Genomic DNA, 16,448 nt, shown 5'->3' with positions numbered 1-16,448 from the left:
TCTCTCTGCCGTGGATGTGTCGCGGGCGTTGCCCGGCTCGCCGGTCCTCGATCCCGTGGTGAGGACGGACAGTCCTGGCACGGCGCCTGATAGGGCGCGCGTGCGGATCATGATCTCGACCCGAAGCGCGTGGCGGGTCGCGCCGGATCCCTGGCTGCCGTACCGGTCAGCGCAGCGTACGGATCCAGCGGCGCGTATCGGCCGGATCGATGACGTCGTCGACTTCCAGAACGGTGGCGGCGGTGAGAGCCTTGCCGTTGGCATAGGCGAGCTGGACCAGGTTGTCGAACGCCTGCTGCCGCTCGCCCGGATCCTCGATGGCGGCCAGCTCTTTCGCGAACCCGAGGCGGACCGCGCCCTCCAGGCCCATGCCGCCGATCTCGCCGGTCGGCCAGGCGATGACGAACCGGGGAGCGCGGAACGAGCCCGCCGCCATGGCCTGAGCGCCCAGACCGTAGCCCTTGCGCACGATGACGGTGCCCAGCGGCACCGACAGCGCGGCGGAGTCGATGAACAGGCGGCTGAACTTCGTCACCGTGGCGTCCTTCTCCGCGTCGGGGCCCACCATGAAGCCCGGTGTGTCGCAGAAGGAGACGATCGGCAAGCCGTGCTCGTCACACAGACGTAGGAACATGCTGAGCTTGTCGGCGGCCGGAGCATCGATCGCCCCGCCGTGATGATGGCAGTCGTTGGCGATCAAACCGAACGGCCGTCCCTCGACCCGGATCAGTGCGGTAATGATCCCGGCCGCCCAGTCGCGGCGCAGCTCCAGCACCGACCCGACATCCGCGACGGCCTCGATCGCGGCACGAATATCGAACGCACGCAGCCGATTCTCCGGAACCACGTGCCGCGCCAGCCGCGGGTCCGGCGCGGTCCATTCCTCGATGTCGCCTTGGAAGTAGGCGAGATAGCGCCGCGCGGTGGCGACCGCCTCCGCCTCGTCCGCGGCCACGATGTGCACGACGCCGTTGCGACGCTGCACCTCGACGGGGCCGATGTCCTCCGGGGCGTAGACGCCCAGGCCGCCGCCCTCGATCATGGCGGGGCCGCCCATGCCGATATTCGCGTCGGGAGTGGCGATCACGACATCGCACATGCCGAGCAGCGCCGCGTTGCCCGCGAAGCAGCGTCCGGACACGATGCCGATCAGCGGAACCCGGCCCGAGAGTGCGCCCATCGCGCGGAAGGTGGTCACGTCCAGACCGGAGATGCCGGGATAGTCGGTGTCGCCCGGCCTGCCGCCGCCGCCCTCGGTGAAGAAGATCACCGGAAGCCGTTGTTCGCGTGCGAGTTCCAGCATACGGTCGGTCTTGACGTGGTTGCGCATCCCTTGGGTGCCCGCCAGCACCGTGTAGTCGTAGGACAGCACCACCGCGCGCGAGCGGCCGGGACCGAATCGCTCGGCGCCGACGGTGGCCACGCCCGCGATCAGGCCGTCCGCGGGCGTGTTCGCGATCAGGTCCTCCGGACTGCGACGCAGGCGCTGGGCGGCCACCGCGAGCGCGCCGTACTCCACGAAGCTGTCCGCGTCGACGAGGTCGGTGATGTTCTCCCTGGCGGTGCGCCGCCCGAGCCGATGGCGTTTGGCGACCGCCTCCGGCCGTGCTTCGTCGAGCACTCCCCGTCGGCGGGCGTGGACTTCGGCGAGGTCGGCGCGCACCGCATCCAGGTCCACCGCGGTGTGATCCATGACCGCGCCCTCGTGCTCGGCGGGGACGAAGGTCAGCAGCGGCGCGTGCGAATCGACGACCGCGCCGATCGCCGCCACGTGGCGGCACACGCGCAGGTCCTGCTCGGCGCGCACCACGTGCTGCATCTTCATCGCTTCCAGCACCGCGACCTCGCCGCCCGCCGCGACCACGACGCCGGGCTCGGTGAGCGCGACCACCGTGCCACCCATGGGCGACCGCACCGCCTCCTCGTCGCCGTCCAGCGTCACTTCGGCGGCCGCGCTCTCTTCCCGGTCGGGCGCAGCGGGCACGACGACGGCGAAATCATCCGCCCGCCGGACCAATTCGTCGACGTTCCGCTCGAACCACGTGGTCGGCACGACGCGGCCCTCCGACAGATCCGTCAAGATCGCGCGCAGCACGGCGATATTGGTGTCCACCCCGGTCACGACGGTCTCGGCCAGCGCGTCGGCGCACCGGCGCAGCGCGGCCGGATAGGACGGTCCGCAGGCGATGACCTTGGCCAGTAACGAGTCGAAGCGCGCGTCCTGCCGCATACCGGTGAACGCGGCGGTGTCGACCCGTACGCCGACTCCGGTCGGTGGCGCGAACCGGGTCAGCGTGCCGGTGCCGGGCAGCACGTCGCCGCCCGCGGTGACGGTTTCGGCGTTCAGGCGCGCCTGCACCGCGTAACCGCGCGCGGAACCGGGATCGGGGAGCGCGAGATCGGCCAGCGTGGCGCCGCGGGCGAGATCGCATTGCACCGCCACCAGATCGATTCCCAGAACCGCTTCGGTGACGGTGTGCTCGACCTGCAGCCGCGGGTTGACCTCGAGAAACCACGCCTCGTCGCCGCGCGCCAGGAATTCGACGGTGAGGACACCGCGGCAGCCGACGGATTCGGCGAGCCGGACCGCCCAGCGATGCAACCGCTCGCGCAACCCGGCCGGCAATTCGGGGGCGGGCGCGACCTCGAGCAGTTTCTGCTGCCTGCGCTGCACGCTGCAATCGCGGTCGCCGACCGCCGCCGCCACGGCTCCGTCGGTGACGATCTGAACCTCGATGTGCCGCGCGCCGGTGATCAGCGCCTCCGCGTAGACCGCGTCGTCACCGAATCCGGCCAGCGCCTCCGCGCGGCAGCGTTCGAACACCTCCGGGAGGCGGGCCGCGTCGCGCACCGCACGCATACCGCGCCCGCCACCGCCCGCCGCGGCCTTCACCATCACCCCGTCGGGATGCGCGGTGAGCAGTGCCCGCACCTCGGCGATGTCCGCGCCGCGGGGGCTAGCCGGGATCACCGGGACACCCGCGCGCTCGGCCGCCGCGCGTGCCGCGGTCTTGTCGCCGAAGATGTCGAGCGCTTCGGGCGACGGACCGACGAACACGAGTTCGGCCGCCGCGCACGCCTTCGCGAATTCGGCGCTCTCGCTGAGGAATCCGTAGCCTGGGTGCACCAACGCGCCGGGGCCCGCCTTCCTCGCCGCCGTGACGACGGCCGCGACATCGAGGTAGGCGGAGGCTCCCACGCCGGGCAATGGCACGGCATCGTCGGCCAGCCGGACGTGCAGCGCGTCTCGTTCCTCGGCGGTGTGCACCGCGAGGGTTCGCCAACCCCGTTCCCGGGCGGTGCGCAACACGCGGACCGCTACTTCTCCCCTGTTCGCCACGACGACCTGCATGCCGCCCAGTGTCGTTGACATTGACGTCAACGTCAATATGGGTCACCATATCGGCGTGACCCAGTCCACCTGGTCGGTGCGCGCCGCGCGGGAGCGCTCGCACACCTCCCGGCACCGCGATCTGCTCGACGCCGCGACCCGCGTGTTCGCCGAGCGCGGCTACGACAACACCACCGTCGCCGCCATCACCGCCGAGGCCGGCGTCTCCCGCGCGACGATGTACGTGTACTTCGCCTCCAAGGAGGAGATCTTCCTCGCGCTGGCCGAGCGGGTGCGCGACGACTTCCTCGCCGCGCAGGAGCCGGGCATCGAGGACGAAGATCCGCGGAATATGCTGCGCGCCACCATCGAATCCTTCGCCACAGCGGTCGCCGCGGCGGGACCTCTGCTGCGCTTGATCGATGAGCGCGGGTCCGTGGACCCCAAGGTTGCGGCGCTGTCCGAGGAGATCACCGAACGGCCGATCCGCCGCTTCACCCGGTATCTCCAGCGTCAACTCGACGCGGGCCGCATCACCCCGGTGGCGACGCCGCGGGTGATCGCGGAAACGATCGGCTACACCCTCACCGCGGGCATCCTCGCGCGTCGGACCGCCGACGAATCCAGCCGTGCGGAGTATCGCGAGGCCATGGGAAAGGTCGCGGAAACTCTGCTCGGCCTGTAGCCCGTCACCGCCCGCGAGAGCCGTGCATCACGCATTCAATTGACTTACAGCGCGACTGAACCCGTCGAGCGCCGCGTCCAATATGGCTGGACCGGGCGCTCCCCTCGGTTTGCCGCGCAACTCCAGGGGTAGGCCGATTCGCGATAGCCCCACCCGGACCGGACACCCGACTTTTCCCGAGGAGAAGCAGTCATGAATCAGCCCCACGACACCACCGACAAGGACGACTCGCACGAAACATCGAACGCGCGGGAAAAGGGCATTCTCGAAGGCCACTCCGAGAACTCCGGCAATCTGGCGGGCCCGGGGCCCAACACCGACCGAGACGAGGACCCCGATACGTGAAGCCGCCAAGCCGGGCCGACGCGAGGATCAGCGTCGTGAGATTCCGGGACGCCACTTCCGAAACGGCCTGCGGGTCATCCTGACCGGCCTACGAACGGAGTAGCTCGCGCCGGGGATGTCTTCGATTCGACGCAATCCCGCCGAAGCTGCCGCCAACAGTTCGCCGGCTGCGCCGTCGGGCGGGCGTGGGTTCGATCATCGCTGCGCAACCGGCCAGTTCAGCTCGGTGCGCAGTTCCGTGGGGTCCATGTCCGGAGCGGGCTTGGTCAGGTAGACCTCCCACCGCAGCGGCTCCGCGGCGAGTCCCTGCTCATCGATCCAGGACCGCAGATGTGCCCAGGCGGCAGCCAAGCCGTCGAATCCACCGGCGTGCACGATCCTCGCCACGCGGCCTGCGGGCAGGCAACCGGCCCTGACGTCGCGCTCCGGGCGCAGGCCGCGGTCGACCGCGAACCCCACCTCCAGATCCAGCGTGGCATCGGACTCCGCCCGATACACGCAGAATGCCGGCCCCTCGATCGTCGCGCCTTGTCCGGCGACGACCTCCGGCAGGATCCGGAACGACCGGTCGAAGAAGTCTCGCAAGCCCGCGGGTGGGACACGGTCACGGATAACCGCCGTGGTGACCTCCGGGACATCGAGCAATTCGGGATCGGCCGTGGAGGCGGCAGCCAGGTCGTCGGTCATGATTCTCCTTGCTCAGGTCGGGGATACTCCCTCACCAACGACGCCGTGACCGCCGGAAACTCATCGGTTCCGCCGTGCGCCGGGTCTCATGGTCACGGGCTCGAGCCGAAACGTGCGAAGCTTTGTACCAGCCGGTTCAATCTGATATTCGTCGGCGTACTAGACTGCGGGAGTGGCAGCAGTGACATCGCAAGCCGGACAGGCGGCTTCGCGCGGGCGGATCGACAAACGGCAGGCGATCCTGGACGCGGCGTTCGCGGTCTTCGCACGCCGCGGTTACGCGCAGGCGTGTGTGCAGGAGATCGCCGAGGCGGCAGGCGTCGCCAAGCCGACCATCTACAACCACCTCAACGACAAGGAAACCCTGTTCCGGCACACGCTGGCGGCCGCGGGCGACGCGGTGCTGGCCGAGAACCTGGCGGTCGTGGACCGGTTGCGCAACCCCGGCCCCGACTTGCGCGCCACGCTGGAGGACCTGGCGTACCGGCTGATCCGGGTCTGCTGCTCCGAGCGATCCCGGTCGCTGCGGTGGCTGACCTACGGGCAGGTCGCCCAGTTCCCCGACCTGATCGACATCGTGGTGAGCCGCACGTCCGACCAACTGGCCGATGCGCTGGCCGATCGGCTGGCGCGCCTGTCGCTGTCCGGCCGCTTGCGCGCGTGCGACCCGGCCACCGCCGCGGAACAGTTCCTCGCGCTGATCACCGGCCCGATGGAGGGCCGCTCACGGCTGGGCACCCGCAAGGTCTCCACCACCGAGATGCGCGCGGTCGCCACGACGGGGGTCGACACCTTCCTGCGCGCCTACGAAGCGAAGGAAAACCCCTGAGCCCGTAGGCCGTCAGCTTGGAAACCGCCTCCACGGTCGACGCGCAGGAGCGCACCGCGTCCGCCGCACCTGGCGAGAGCCGCAGCGCACCTGCGAAGTACCGCTGCCGCCGAATTCGACACCGTACGACTCGCCGCGCGATACCTTGTCGCCGGGAAAGGACCGACGTGACCGACTCACCCGAAGATCTGCTCGCGACCATCGAAGCCGAGCGGGCGATCTACCGCACGTTTTATCACTTCTTCCGACTCGCGGACACCGGGGAGAGCGAACGTTTCGTCGAATGTTTCACACCGGACGCGCTGATCGAGTACCGGATCATGCCCGGCCCGGTGGTGCGCTTCCACGGACGCGACGAGTTCACCGCGTACATGAGCCGCGCGCCGAAATCCCAGCGCGCCATGGTGGCGCATGTCGCCGGGCAGGCCACCATCGAGTGGACCGAGGACGGCCCGCTGCTCACCGCCTACGCCACGGTATGGCATTGGTTCACCACCAGGGAATTCGCCGACACCAACCGCCCCGCGGACTGGACCACCATCGGCCTGGTGCAGGACAGATACGAGAAATACGACGGCGAGTGGCTGATATCCCACCGCGACGTACGGCCGGTCGCGGGCCGGGTCGCCGCCGGACGCGGCCCGGCCTGAACTCGCCCCTTCTCGCCCATTTCCCGGCACTTCGCCGCCTTCACGCGACGCGACACCGACTTCCGTGATCGCGAACGCCCGTTCCTGGATGACTCGGCGGTCGTGTCGCCGTTCGCGCCCTCTCGATGACGGCTCGGCGCACGCCACCGAGTTCGCCCACCGGAGTGTCACAACCACCGACACCGCGAAATTCTTTACCGCGCAGGTCAGAAGGGTCGGCAAATCGGCCGCGCCACAACGTCGTCCGCTCGCCTGGACCGTCGCCGGGAGTTGGCCGAAGCCGAGACCTGGTCACCAGCGCGGTAACTCTGGGTGAACGGCTCGTGCAACGCGAGGGTCCGCCGTATCCTTGGATCCGTTGGGAAAGAGGGGTGATGACCGAACGACCTATGTCATCGCCGCCTACCCCCTGACCTCCACATTCCCCGCCGCGACTGCATGGCGCTGGCGAAACACTTCCTCCCGCAACGGTTTCCACAGAAGATGTGATGTCCACCATCTTCGGCGTCGCAGCTCATGCCCAGTGACGGCAGTCCAGCGGCAAGGTCTCCTGCGGGCATTTTGGCAACCCTTCAGTAACCCGGGGGCGGATAGACCGATGGTTGCCAAATAGCTTGTATCTATTGAGGTTTGGCTATCAATTGCTACAATCGAACCGTGCACCGTTAGTTTAGCTAATCAGTGGCAAAACTAGATCCGGACGCGTCGAAGACCGCGGCTCGCCCGGAGTTCTTGCACCACTGAGGCGGGCGCACGATCCGTTGTCGGCAGTTCCAGGGAGTTCGCTATGGACAATCCGCATGTTCTGGTCATCGGTGGCGGCCCAGCCGGGTCCACCACCGCAGCCCTGCTCGCGAAATCGGGGGTCCGGGTGACCCTCCTGGAACGAGATAAGTTCCCGCGCTACCACATCGGCGAGAGCCTGTTGGCTTCGGTCCTGTCGACCTTGCGCGTCTCCGGCGCCTACGACGCGGTGGCCGCCCACGGCTTCCAGATCAAACGAGGTGGCCACTTCCAGTGGCAGGACGACAACTGGTTGCTGGACTGGTCCAAGCTCGTGGACGCCGAGGCCTGGTCCTGGCAGGTCCAACGCGACGTCTTCGACGAACTGCTGCTGCGCAACGCCGCCGAGCAGGGTGCGCGAGTGATCGAGCAGGCCACGGTCGCCAACGTCCTGTTCGAGGGCGACCGGCCGACGGCCGTGGAATGGACCGTCGACGGTGACGACGAAGTGCACACCACCGAGATCGACTTCCTCGTCGACGCCTCCGGCCGCGCGGGCGTACTGGCCAAACACCAGGTCGTCGATCGTCAGCAGCATCCCGCCTTCCGCAACGTCGCCGTGTGGTCGTATTGGGAAGGCGCACACCTACATCCGGACAGCCCGGAGGGCGCGATCAACGTCGTCTCCACGCCGGAGGGCGGCTGGTTCTGGAACATTCCGCTCTCGAACGGCCGCCACAGCGTCGGCTATGTCGTCTCGGCGCGCAAAGCCGCTCCGAAACTCCGCGAACTCGGCCGAGAGGCGTACTACGCACAGACCATCGCCGACAGCGCGGCGATGAGCAAGTTGCTCGTCGGTGCGCGGCAGGTCGCGGAGGTCAAGGCGGAGCAGGACTACTCCTACACCTCCGACCGGTTCAGCGGTCCGGGCTGGGTGGTCGTCGGCGACGCGGCCTGCTTCCTCGATCCGCTGTTGTCCAGCGGCGTGCATCTCGCGACGTACTCCGGCCTGGTCGCCGCGGCGGCGATCGCGACGATCCTGCGCGGCGAACTGAGCGAGTCCGCCGCGCTGGCCTTCTACGAGGACGCCTATCGCCGGGCCTACACGCGATTCCTCGTCCTGGTGTCGCGGATGTACGAGCAGTATGTGGGCTCGGAGGAGTATTTCGCACACGCGGGCACCTTGACCACCGGGCACAGCGGCGACACGAAGCAGGCTCAGTTCACCGAGATCATGGCCGGCCTGACCGACATGGACGAGTCCTCGGGTGTGCAACAGCGCGCCGCGACCGCGACCATCATCTCCGCGGCCGAAGGCCTGCACGCGGAGTCGGCGAACCTCGAGTACATGGGCCACCTCGACATGTCCGTCGTGTGGGATCACTGGCGCGACCCGTTGGCGGACACGACGACCGGCCAGTTGCGCATCACGACCGAGCCGGTGCTCGGCCTCACCGATCGGCCGCGGACCGAAGCGGAGATCGCCGCCGTGGCTCGTCCCGTTCTCCCACCGACGGCTGCCACCACCCTTTAGCGCCGGTACCGGCACGGATTCCTCGTGACAGGCACTGCACGGAGCCGGTCGTGACGATCACGCACACCGGCCCCGAACCACCGGGTGATCGCCCGCCCGGTGGTTCGGGATTGCGCACCCACGACGAGATCGGGCGATTCGACCACCCGCTGACCAGGATGCTGCTGGCGAGTGACGGATTCACCACCCCCGCGCTGGCGGCGATTCTTCGCACCGACCTGCACGTGCGGGTATTGCGTCAGGACGACATCGCGGCCGGCCGGCTGCCGACCACGGTCACCGACGCTTTGGGCGTATCCGGTTCCGATCGCGTCATCGTCCGCCGCTCCTGCCTGGTCAACGCCGACTTGGTCACCGCATCCATCAATTACGTCGTCGCGGTGCGCGCGGGCGCGGCCGCTTCCGGTATGGACGATGTGCGGGTGCCGATCGGGACCGGACTCATCTCCCGCGGCGTATCCCAGCGGCGGCATCTCCTGCGGACCGGCGTGGTGCGGTGGCCGGACGGTCGCCTCTGCGCGGCACGGGCATACGTCATGACCCTCGGGGATCGGCCGCTCTGCTACATCCGGGAGGCGTTCAACCCGGACGTCATCCCACCCGACCACGCCGCCACGGCCGGTGCCGATCCGCCTTGGGCCGACGAACCGGAACCCGCGCGGCCGGGGTCGTTCCTGGTGGCGAGCCGACTGTTCGAGGCGCACGAATTCCTGGGCAGCGTACAGCGGGGTGCGGACTCCGCAGCGCCATCCATCCGCCTGCGGCATTCGCGGCCCGGGCCCATACAACCCCACGAATGTGAGGTCCTCACCGCGGATTTGGCGAAGGCAGCACGGGGAGATGGTTTCGTCCTGCACCTCGGTGGCCGCCACGACGCCTCTGCCGGCGACGACACCAGAACGGTCGCCGCGCGCAGGGCACTGACGTACGCGGCGGCCGCGGTCATGACGCATGGGCTGGGAGCGGCGACGGTCACCATCGAACGAGCGCCCGGACGACACCGCGGCGACCTCCGCGCTGTCGCGGCGCTCGACGAGTGGCCCGCCGACCGCTTGCCGATCACGCTGTGCGTGAACATTTTGCGCCGCGCCGCCGACCGGTCGCACGATCCGGTGCGACGCGACCTGCTCCGCGCGGTGAGCGGGCTGTTGCCCGTCGCCGCGATCGCACCGCCGGGCGCCAGTGAACTGCACAGTTGGCTACCGCTGCTGCGCATCTCCCGCGAACCGGTCGTCCCGCCCGGCCAGGGACCCGACGAACGATGGTGGGATCGCTCGGCACACCTTTTGTGGCTCGACCATCGGGCGGGGGCTCTCGCCCACGACCGAATGCGGGTCGCCATCCATGCCGGTAACCCTGTCGCGGTAGCACTCGGCTCCGCCACTACCCCGGACGACATCGAGTTCCTCTGTCGCACATTGAATCCGCGGAAAGAGCCGGGGCGGCTCACACTGGTCCCCCGACTCGGCTTCGCCCGTACCCTCGATACGCTTCCGTCCTTGTTCGCCGCGGCCGCCGCGTGTGACACACCGATCTGCTGGGTGTGCGATCCGATGCCGTCCACGCGCATGCCGCACGGCGGCGGCGACTTCGGTGCCGACGATGTCGCCGACGTGATTCGCGCGTTCTTCGACACGTGCCGAACGACCGGCACCGTTCCCGGCGGCCTGCATCTCGAATGCGGCCCCGACCCCGTCGAAACGCTTCATCGCGTTATCGCCGCGCTCGAACTGCGGGCCACCTGGTCACCGCGATGACACGAACTCCCGGCGCGGCGCCGACGGTCCGGTAACGAGGGCCACGCTGGAATCGTTCGCCGGGCACCCGGCGGCGCTCCGGGACTTCGCAACGCTTGCACGAACAGCGCGGGTCGCAGCGGCGAGTGCCGGTGTGGCGATCGAGCGACGGATTTATTGCCAGCAGCGGGAATCGGATATCGAAGTGGGCGCTATATCATCACCCGGTTCCGTGGACATTGGGCTGCCCTTCTCGGTGTCTGGTCCGATGACACGGTACCGATCACCCATATCGCACAGGCGGACAGCTGAGGAATCGAACGAGCTGTCCATATACGACCAGAACCATCGGTAAGTTAGAGATTGATGTTCGCTCTGGTTCTTGCAGCTGCGGATCGGCTACGCTATACCGCTGAGTAGCAATCGATCCGGGCGCGTTTACGGTCGACGATCACGCGCGGAGCCCGTCGCACCCGAGCTCGCGTGCTCGAATTTCGGAATAATTTCGATTCACTTGTTGGTCCAAGCGAATCCGTGGGATTCGCGATCGAACCGCTACACTTTCGTTATTCTTCGGAACGGGTACAGGTGAGGTGCCGCCCGGGTCGGGCGGGGCCGTGTCAGAGGGTAGGCATTTTCCAGCCGTGAGCAAGTGGTCAGAGCTGCGCGAACCCGCTATGGGAGTGGTTCGGTCGAGCCGGCGTGATGTCCGTGGTCGAGTGAGTGTCCGGGTACGCCTGCTGGCGATCGTGCTCATATCGAGCGTCACGCTACTCATCATCGGTGTGGGCGCGGCCGGCTATCTGGTGCGATCCGCCCAGGCGGCCAAGGAATGGGCGGAGCTGGCCAGCAGCACGACGGCACCGGCCATCCTCATGGTCCAGGCGTTCCAGGAGGAGCGTCGCCTGTCGCTGTTGTCCCTGGCCGGTGACACCGAAGTCGCCCGCGGGCTCGCCGCCGCACGCCAGCGTTCGGACGCGGCGCTGGCGGGAGTGATGGCGAAAGGCGATGCCGCCCGCAAACTGAATCCCGGCGGGTCCGCCTCCGATATCGAGGGCTACAACAAGCTGTTCGCGATGGTTCCGACGCTGCGCGGCGGGGTCGACACCCGGCAGGCCGCGCCGCACGAGGTTTTCGAAGTCTTCAGCGGGGTCATCGGCACGATCATCGCCGCGTCGACGCTCGCCGCACGGGTGGCGCCGGAAGCCGATATCGCCATGGAACTGAACTACGGCGTCGAGCCCCTACGCGCGGCCGAAGCCCTGTCGATGGCGGACACCCTGGGCGCGGTGGCGCTGACCGTCGGCGAGAACACTCCCGCGCAATTGACCGAATTCAGCCGGTTGGTAGGCGAATTCCGCAGTGAGGTCGCCTACTCCGGCCGCGTGTTGAAGAACAAGCGACTCGCCCAACTCCAGGAGATCACCGCCGGACCGGCCTATCAGAAGCTCGTCGCGATGCAGGACGCGGTGCTGGTGCGCGGTCCGGTGGAGGCGGGCTCCGACTCCGACGAGTCCACCGGTACCGGTAGGACCCAGAGCGGCCGCTCGGCCTCCAGGACCACGTCGTCGTTGCCCATGGGTGTCGCGGCCTGGCAAGAGGCCTCCGGCCAGGTCTCGGCGGCCCTGCTGAAGCTTTGGGACGACCAGAGCCGCGACGCGCACCAGATCGCGCGCGAGCGAGGCGATGAAACCGCGCGGCGGTCCATGCTCGGTGGTGCGGGGGTGCTGTTGGTCGCGACCATCGCCTTCCTCGCGGCGTTGATCATGGCCAATCGCTTCATCGGGCGAATGCGACGATTGCGGCGCGACACACTGGAACTGGCGGACCAGCGGCTGCCCGATCTCATGGGCAGGCTCGGCCGAGGCGAAAGCATCGACTCCGAGGCCGAGTTGGCCCGACTGGATTTCGGTTCCGACGAATTGGGCCAAGTGGCCGACGCCTTCAACCGCGCCCATGTCGCGGCCGTGTCCGCCGCGGTCGCCGAGGCGAAGACGCGAACGGGCGTCAACGCGGTATTCCTCAACATCGCCCATCGCAGCCAGGTCGTGGTGCACCGCCAGTTGGCGCTGCTCGACCAAGCCGAACGCAAGGAGGAGAACGCCGACCAGCTCGAGCTGCTGTTCCAGCTCGACCACCTGGCGACGCGGGCCCGCCGCAACGCCGAGAACCTCATCATCCTCGGCGGCGAGAAGCCGGGTAGACGCTGGCGCAAGCCGGTTCCACTGATCGATCTGGTCCGCGCCGCCGTCGCCGAAAGTCTCGACTACGCCAGGATCCAGACCGGCAGGCTGCCGGAACTCCAGGTGTCGAGCAACGCCGTCGCCGACCTGATCCACCTGATGGCCGAGCTGATGGACAACGCGACAGCCTTCTCACCCCCGCAGGCGCGGGTCGAGGTGTCCGGCGTCGTGGTCGGGCGCGGCGTCGCGGTCGAGATCATCGACCAGGGCTTGGGCATGTCGGAGGCCGACTTCGCCGCGCGCAACGAACTGCTGTCCAACCCACCGGATTTCAGTGTGGTGACTTTGTCCAGCGACACCAGGCTCGGATTGTTCGTCGTCGCGAAACTGGCTCACCGGCACGGTGTTTCGGTACGTCTGGGTGAGTCGGCCTACGGCGGCGTGCGGGCGGTGGTGCTCATTCCGAGCGCACTCCTGCGGTCGGAGACCTCGCCGCGCGAGCAGAGCGACGCTGACCCCATCGAGCCCGTGCGGCCGCAGGCGCCGGACGACCTCCCGCCTCGACCGGCGCCGGTACCGGGCCGATCGGCATGGTTCACCCCGGCCTCCGAGCAACAGGCCCCGGCACCGACCCCGCACAGCGACGACCGTGGCTTCGACACCGCGGCCACACCAGATCCCGGTCCGGCCGCGGACGCCAGGCCGCCGCTCCCACGCCGCCGCCGTCAATCTCCCCAGGAGCAGGAGCAGACGGCGCCCGCCGCCCCGATACGACAGCGGACCGCCGATGAAGCACGCAATCTGATGAGTGCCATCGAGAACGGCACCCGCCAGGGACGCCGGAAGCGTCCCGACTTCGATTAGTCCGCAATCCCCCCTCTGCAGAAGGCGACGATGACTACTTCCCAGGGAACCGGCCTCGGTTGGCTGCTCGACGAGCTGGTCACCGGGTTGGTCGGAGCGAAATCCGCGGTGCTGCTGTCTTCCGACGGGCTGCTGATCGGCCATTCGGCGCAACTGGACAAGGCCGACGCCGAGCGGTTCTGCGCGATGGCATCGGCACTGCACAGCCTATCCCGCAGCGTCGGTCACCATTTCGACGCCGGTGGCGTCTGCCAGACCGTGGTGGAACTCGACCACGCCGTGCTGTTCGTCACCACGGCCGGAACCAACGCCTGCCTGGCACTGCTGGCGTCCGAGACCGCCGATATGGGTATGGTGGCCTACGAAATGAATCAGACGGTGCAGCGAGTCGGAACACATCTGTCGGTCGACACGCGCCCGCACCCACCCGCTTCGACACAGCCATGAGTTATCAGCACGATCCCTGGTACGAGGAAGACGCCGGTCCGATGGTCCGGCTCTTCGCCATCACCCGCGGCCGGGGTCGTGCCGTGCGCCCGGAACTGAACTTGGTCACCCTGGTGGTCGATGGCGCGCCGGGCACCGCACTGCGGCGCACCGAACCGGAATACGCCGCCATCGTGCAGCTTTGCCGCACCCCGCAGTCGGTAGCGGAGGTGTCCGCGCGATTGAACCTGCCGCTGACGATGACGAAGGTCCTCATCGGCGACCTGCTCGACGACGGCAGGCTGATCTACCGGTCGGCGCAGCCCACGGCCGGGTCCGAATCGGATCTCGGTCTCCTGCGCGCGGTGCTCGACGGCATTCGCGCGCTCTGACCCGACCCCGGCCGGTATTCAGCTCAACCGCGCGACAAGCCTTTTCGCGTTCATGTAGGCGATCGCCTCGATTGAGACCATCGGGTTGACGCCCGACGCGGTGGGGAAGCTGGAGGCGTCGGCGACGACGATGTTCGCCACCTCCCACGTGGCGCCGTCCGGGTTGGTGGCCGAGGTTTCCGCTGAGCCGCCCATCCGCGCCGAACCCATGATGTGCAGTGCGCCCAGGGAGCATTGCCCCGGTCCGTACCCGGCGGCCCGGCACGCGGCGGCGAAATCGGCGTGCGAGCCGCAGCGGCCCGGTTCGTAGGAGACGCCCGCTTGGTGCCCGGAGAAGATGCGCTGCGCACCCGCTGCTTCCAGAATGCTCGCCGCCCCCTCGAACCCGGTGTGCAAATGGGCGGCATCGTAGTCCGACAACCGGTAGTTCACGATCGGCTCACCGCCGCGGTCGACGGACACGGTGCCCGAATCGCGGTCGCGCGTGATGATGCCGATCGCGTTCGAACGCGCGAAATCGAGCATGGTGGTCCGATGGTTCTCGGCGCCGCGCCAGCTCATGAACCCGGTGGCGAGACCGGGATGGATCGGGCCGGTTTCGTAGATCACGCCGTAGCCGTTGCCGTCCAAATCGCTGTGCTCGCGGCAGATCCGGGTCTGCAAGCCGCCCTCCCACGGCCGGATCTCTTCCTCGAACACCCCGAACACCGCGGCCGCCGGGTGCAGGCGCAGATGGCGGCCGATGTTCTGGTTGCACAGCCCGGAGCGCCGCAGCAACGCCGGAGTCTGGATCGCACCGGCCGCCACCACCACCGCACGAGCGCGCACCTCGATCGCCACGCCGTCGGACGTGACCGCCGAAACGCCTTCCGCGCGACCATTTCGCACACTGATCCGCCGCACGTCGGCGTCCACGACCAGTCGCGCGCCCCGATCCGCCGCATCGGCGAGCCAGGTCTTGGTCACCGACTGCTTGGCGCCCAGGCGGCAGCCGTAACCGCACCGGCCGCACTCCACACCGGCGTCGCAGGCATCGGTCACGTTGCGCGGCAACGTGTCCACCTCCCAGCCGAGCGCGCGGGCGCCGCGCTCGAGAACGCCGTCGCGAGCCGACAGCACCGACCGCCGATCGGTGACACCGAGCCGCCGCCGCACCACGTCGAGCGCGTCGCCGAATTCGTCCTCGGCGAACTGGGCGGCGCCCAGGGCGGCCCACTCCGCCCGGACATCCTCCGGCGTCGGCAACGACGTACTCCAGTTGACGACCGTCCCACCCCCCAGGCACGTGCCCGCGACGAGGGTGATCTGACCGTCGGCGGTGCCCGGCGGCCCCGGTGCGTACAGGTGTTGCAACCCGTCCAGCTCGCCCGCGCCGAAATCGCGGTCGTCGTAGTAGTTTCCGCGTTCCAGCACCACGACGTCCAGGCCCGCTTCGGCCAATACCGCGGCGGCCACACCGCCTCCGGCGCCGGAACCGACGATCACTACATCACAGTCGAATTCGGTCGTCTCGGTGCAGCGCAGCGGTGTCAACACGGGCGCGGGCGCCGTGGTCAGCGGACCGGAAGGGGCCGGATACCCGATCTCCTTCCACAGCGGATTGACGCCCGTCGGGCCGGGAGTGATGTTGTAGGACAGCAGCGACGCTTGTTTGAGCGCCCCGAAGATCACCCGCACGGATTCGAAACGCGAATCGGCCAGCCGCAGCAATGCCCGTTCCCGCTCCTCCTGCGACAGGCGGGAGAAGCGCCGGAGACCGCTGCCGGTGAGCAGGCCGGTCAGCCGGGAATCCCACAGGTTCAGCAGCGTGGCCAGTTGCTTCTTCTCCGCCTCGCGCGGATTGCGCCCCAGCAGTTGGAAGACGGTGTCAACGGCTCCGAGCGCGCTCGCCGACGGCAGCGTCAACCCGTCGCCGGGGTTGAACGTGTCGCAGATGACGTTCATCGCCGCGCGTTGCTTGGCTGTTGGTTCCATGTCGAACAGTCCCCTTCGTTTCGCCAGTGAGTTCTATCACACGACATGAACAACCACTAACTAAAGACCCGTTTGCCCTGGTGATTTCG

12 protein-coding genes are annotated in these 16,448 nt (G+C 68.3%); 9 read left to right on the top strand and 3 right to left on the bottom strand.

Annotation, left to right across the window (positions count from 1 at the left end):
- Positions 1–166: 166 nt before the first annotated feature.
- The gene (locus tag ABZW96_RS16050; RefSeq protein ID WP_355075213.1) at positions 167–3,373 is read right to left on the bottom strand and encodes a carboxyl transferase domain-containing protein; all 3,207 of its coding nucleotides are present in this window, start codon (positions 3,371–3,373) and stop codon (positions 167–169) included.
- Between the two features lie 34 nt (positions 3,374–3,407).
- On the opposite strand from ABZW96_RS16050, the gene ABZW96_RS16045 reads away from it, so the two are divergent.
- Positions 3,408–4,016, top strand: a complete 609-nt coding sequence (locus ABZW96_RS16045) for a helix-turn-helix domain-containing protein (protein WP_355075211.1) — start codon at positions 3,408–3,410, stop codon at positions 4,014–4,016.
- Between the two features lie 192 nt (positions 4,017–4,208).
- Positions 4,209–4,361, top strand: a complete 153-nt coding sequence (locus ABZW96_RS16040) for a hypothetical protein (RefSeq protein WP_355075209.1) — start codon at positions 4,209–4,211, stop codon at positions 4,359–4,361.
- Positions 4,362–4,556: 195 nt separating this feature from the next.
- Here the strand turns inward: ABZW96_RS16040 and ABZW96_RS16035 are convergent, their stop codons facing one another.
- Complete coding sequence (locus ABZW96_RS16035) at positions 4,557–5,048, bottom strand: GyrI-like domain-containing protein (RefSeq protein ID WP_355075207.1); 492 nt, start codon at positions 5,046–5,048, stop codon at positions 4,557–4,559.
- A 172-nt stretch (positions 5,049–5,220) separates the two neighbouring features.
- Between ABZW96_RS16035 and ABZW96_RS16030 the strand changes: the two genes are divergently transcribed.
- From ABZW96_RS16030 to ABZW96_RS16000, 7 genes are all read left to right on the top strand, one after another.
- Positions 5,221–5,877: a TetR/AcrR family transcriptional regulator gene (locus tag ABZW96_RS16030; protein ID WP_355075205.1), complete on the top strand. Its 657-nt coding sequence runs from the start codon at positions 5,221–5,223 to the stop codon at positions 5,875–5,877.
- A 167-nt stretch (positions 5,878–6,044) separates the two neighbouring features.
- Positions 6,045–6,527, top strand: a complete 483-nt coding sequence (locus tag ABZW96_RS16025; RefSeq protein ID WP_355075203.1) for a nuclear transport factor 2 family protein — start codon at positions 6,045–6,047, stop codon at positions 6,525–6,527.
- A 787-nt stretch (positions 6,528–7,314) separates the two neighbouring features.
- A complete protein-coding gene (locus ABZW96_RS16020; RefSeq protein WP_355075201.1) occupies positions 7,315–8,784 on the top strand; it encodes an NAD(P)/FAD-dependent oxidoreductase in 1,470 nt (489 codons plus the stop codon).
- Positions 8,785–8,834: 50 nt separating this feature from the next.
- Positions 8,835–10,541 carry a 3-deoxy-7-phosphoheptulonate synthase gene (locus tag ABZW96_RS16015; RefSeq protein WP_355075200.1) on the top strand — a complete coding sequence of 569 codons (1,707 nt, stop codon included), beginning with the start codon at positions 8,835–8,837 and terminating at the stop codon, positions 10,539–10,541.
- 698 nt (positions 10,542–11,239) lie between these two features.
- Positions 11,240–13,567, top strand: a complete 2,328-nt coding sequence (locus ABZW96_RS16010; RefSeq protein WP_355075198.1) for a nitrate- and nitrite sensing domain-containing protein — start codon at positions 11,240–11,242, stop codon at positions 13,565–13,567.
- Between the two features lie 30 nt (positions 13,568–13,597).
- Positions 13,598–14,014, top strand: coding sequence for a roadblock/LC7 domain-containing protein (locus tag ABZW96_RS16005; RefSeq protein ID WP_355075196.1), 417 nt, complete (start codon positions 13,598–13,600; stop codon positions 14,012–14,014).
- Positions 14,011–14,385, top strand: coding sequence for a DUF742 domain-containing protein (locus ABZW96_RS16000; RefSeq protein WP_355075194.1), 375 nt, complete (start codon positions 14,011–14,013; stop codon positions 14,383–14,385). The genes ABZW96_RS16005 and ABZW96_RS16000 overlap by 4 nt, the downstream gene beginning before the upstream one ends.
- 18 nt (positions 14,386–14,403) lie before the next feature.
- On the opposite strand, the gene ABZW96_RS15995 is transcribed toward ABZW96_RS16000, so the two are convergent.
- The gene (locus ABZW96_RS15995; protein ID WP_355075192.1) at positions 14,404–16,359 is read right to left on the bottom strand and encodes a GMC family oxidoreductase N-terminal domain-containing protein; all 1,956 of its coding nucleotides are present in this window, start codon (positions 16,357–16,359) and stop codon (positions 14,404–14,406) included.
- Positions 16,360–16,448 lie beyond the last annotated feature (89 nt).

Origin of the sequence: Nocardia sp. NPDC004168 (assembly GCF_040610355.1) — a bacterium.
GTDB lineage: Bacteria > Actinomycetota > Actinomycetes > Mycobacteriales > Mycobacteriaceae > Nocardia > Nocardia sichangensis.
Note: the sequence above shows the minus strand (reverse complement) of the source record. Positions and strands in the feature narration are given on the sequence as shown.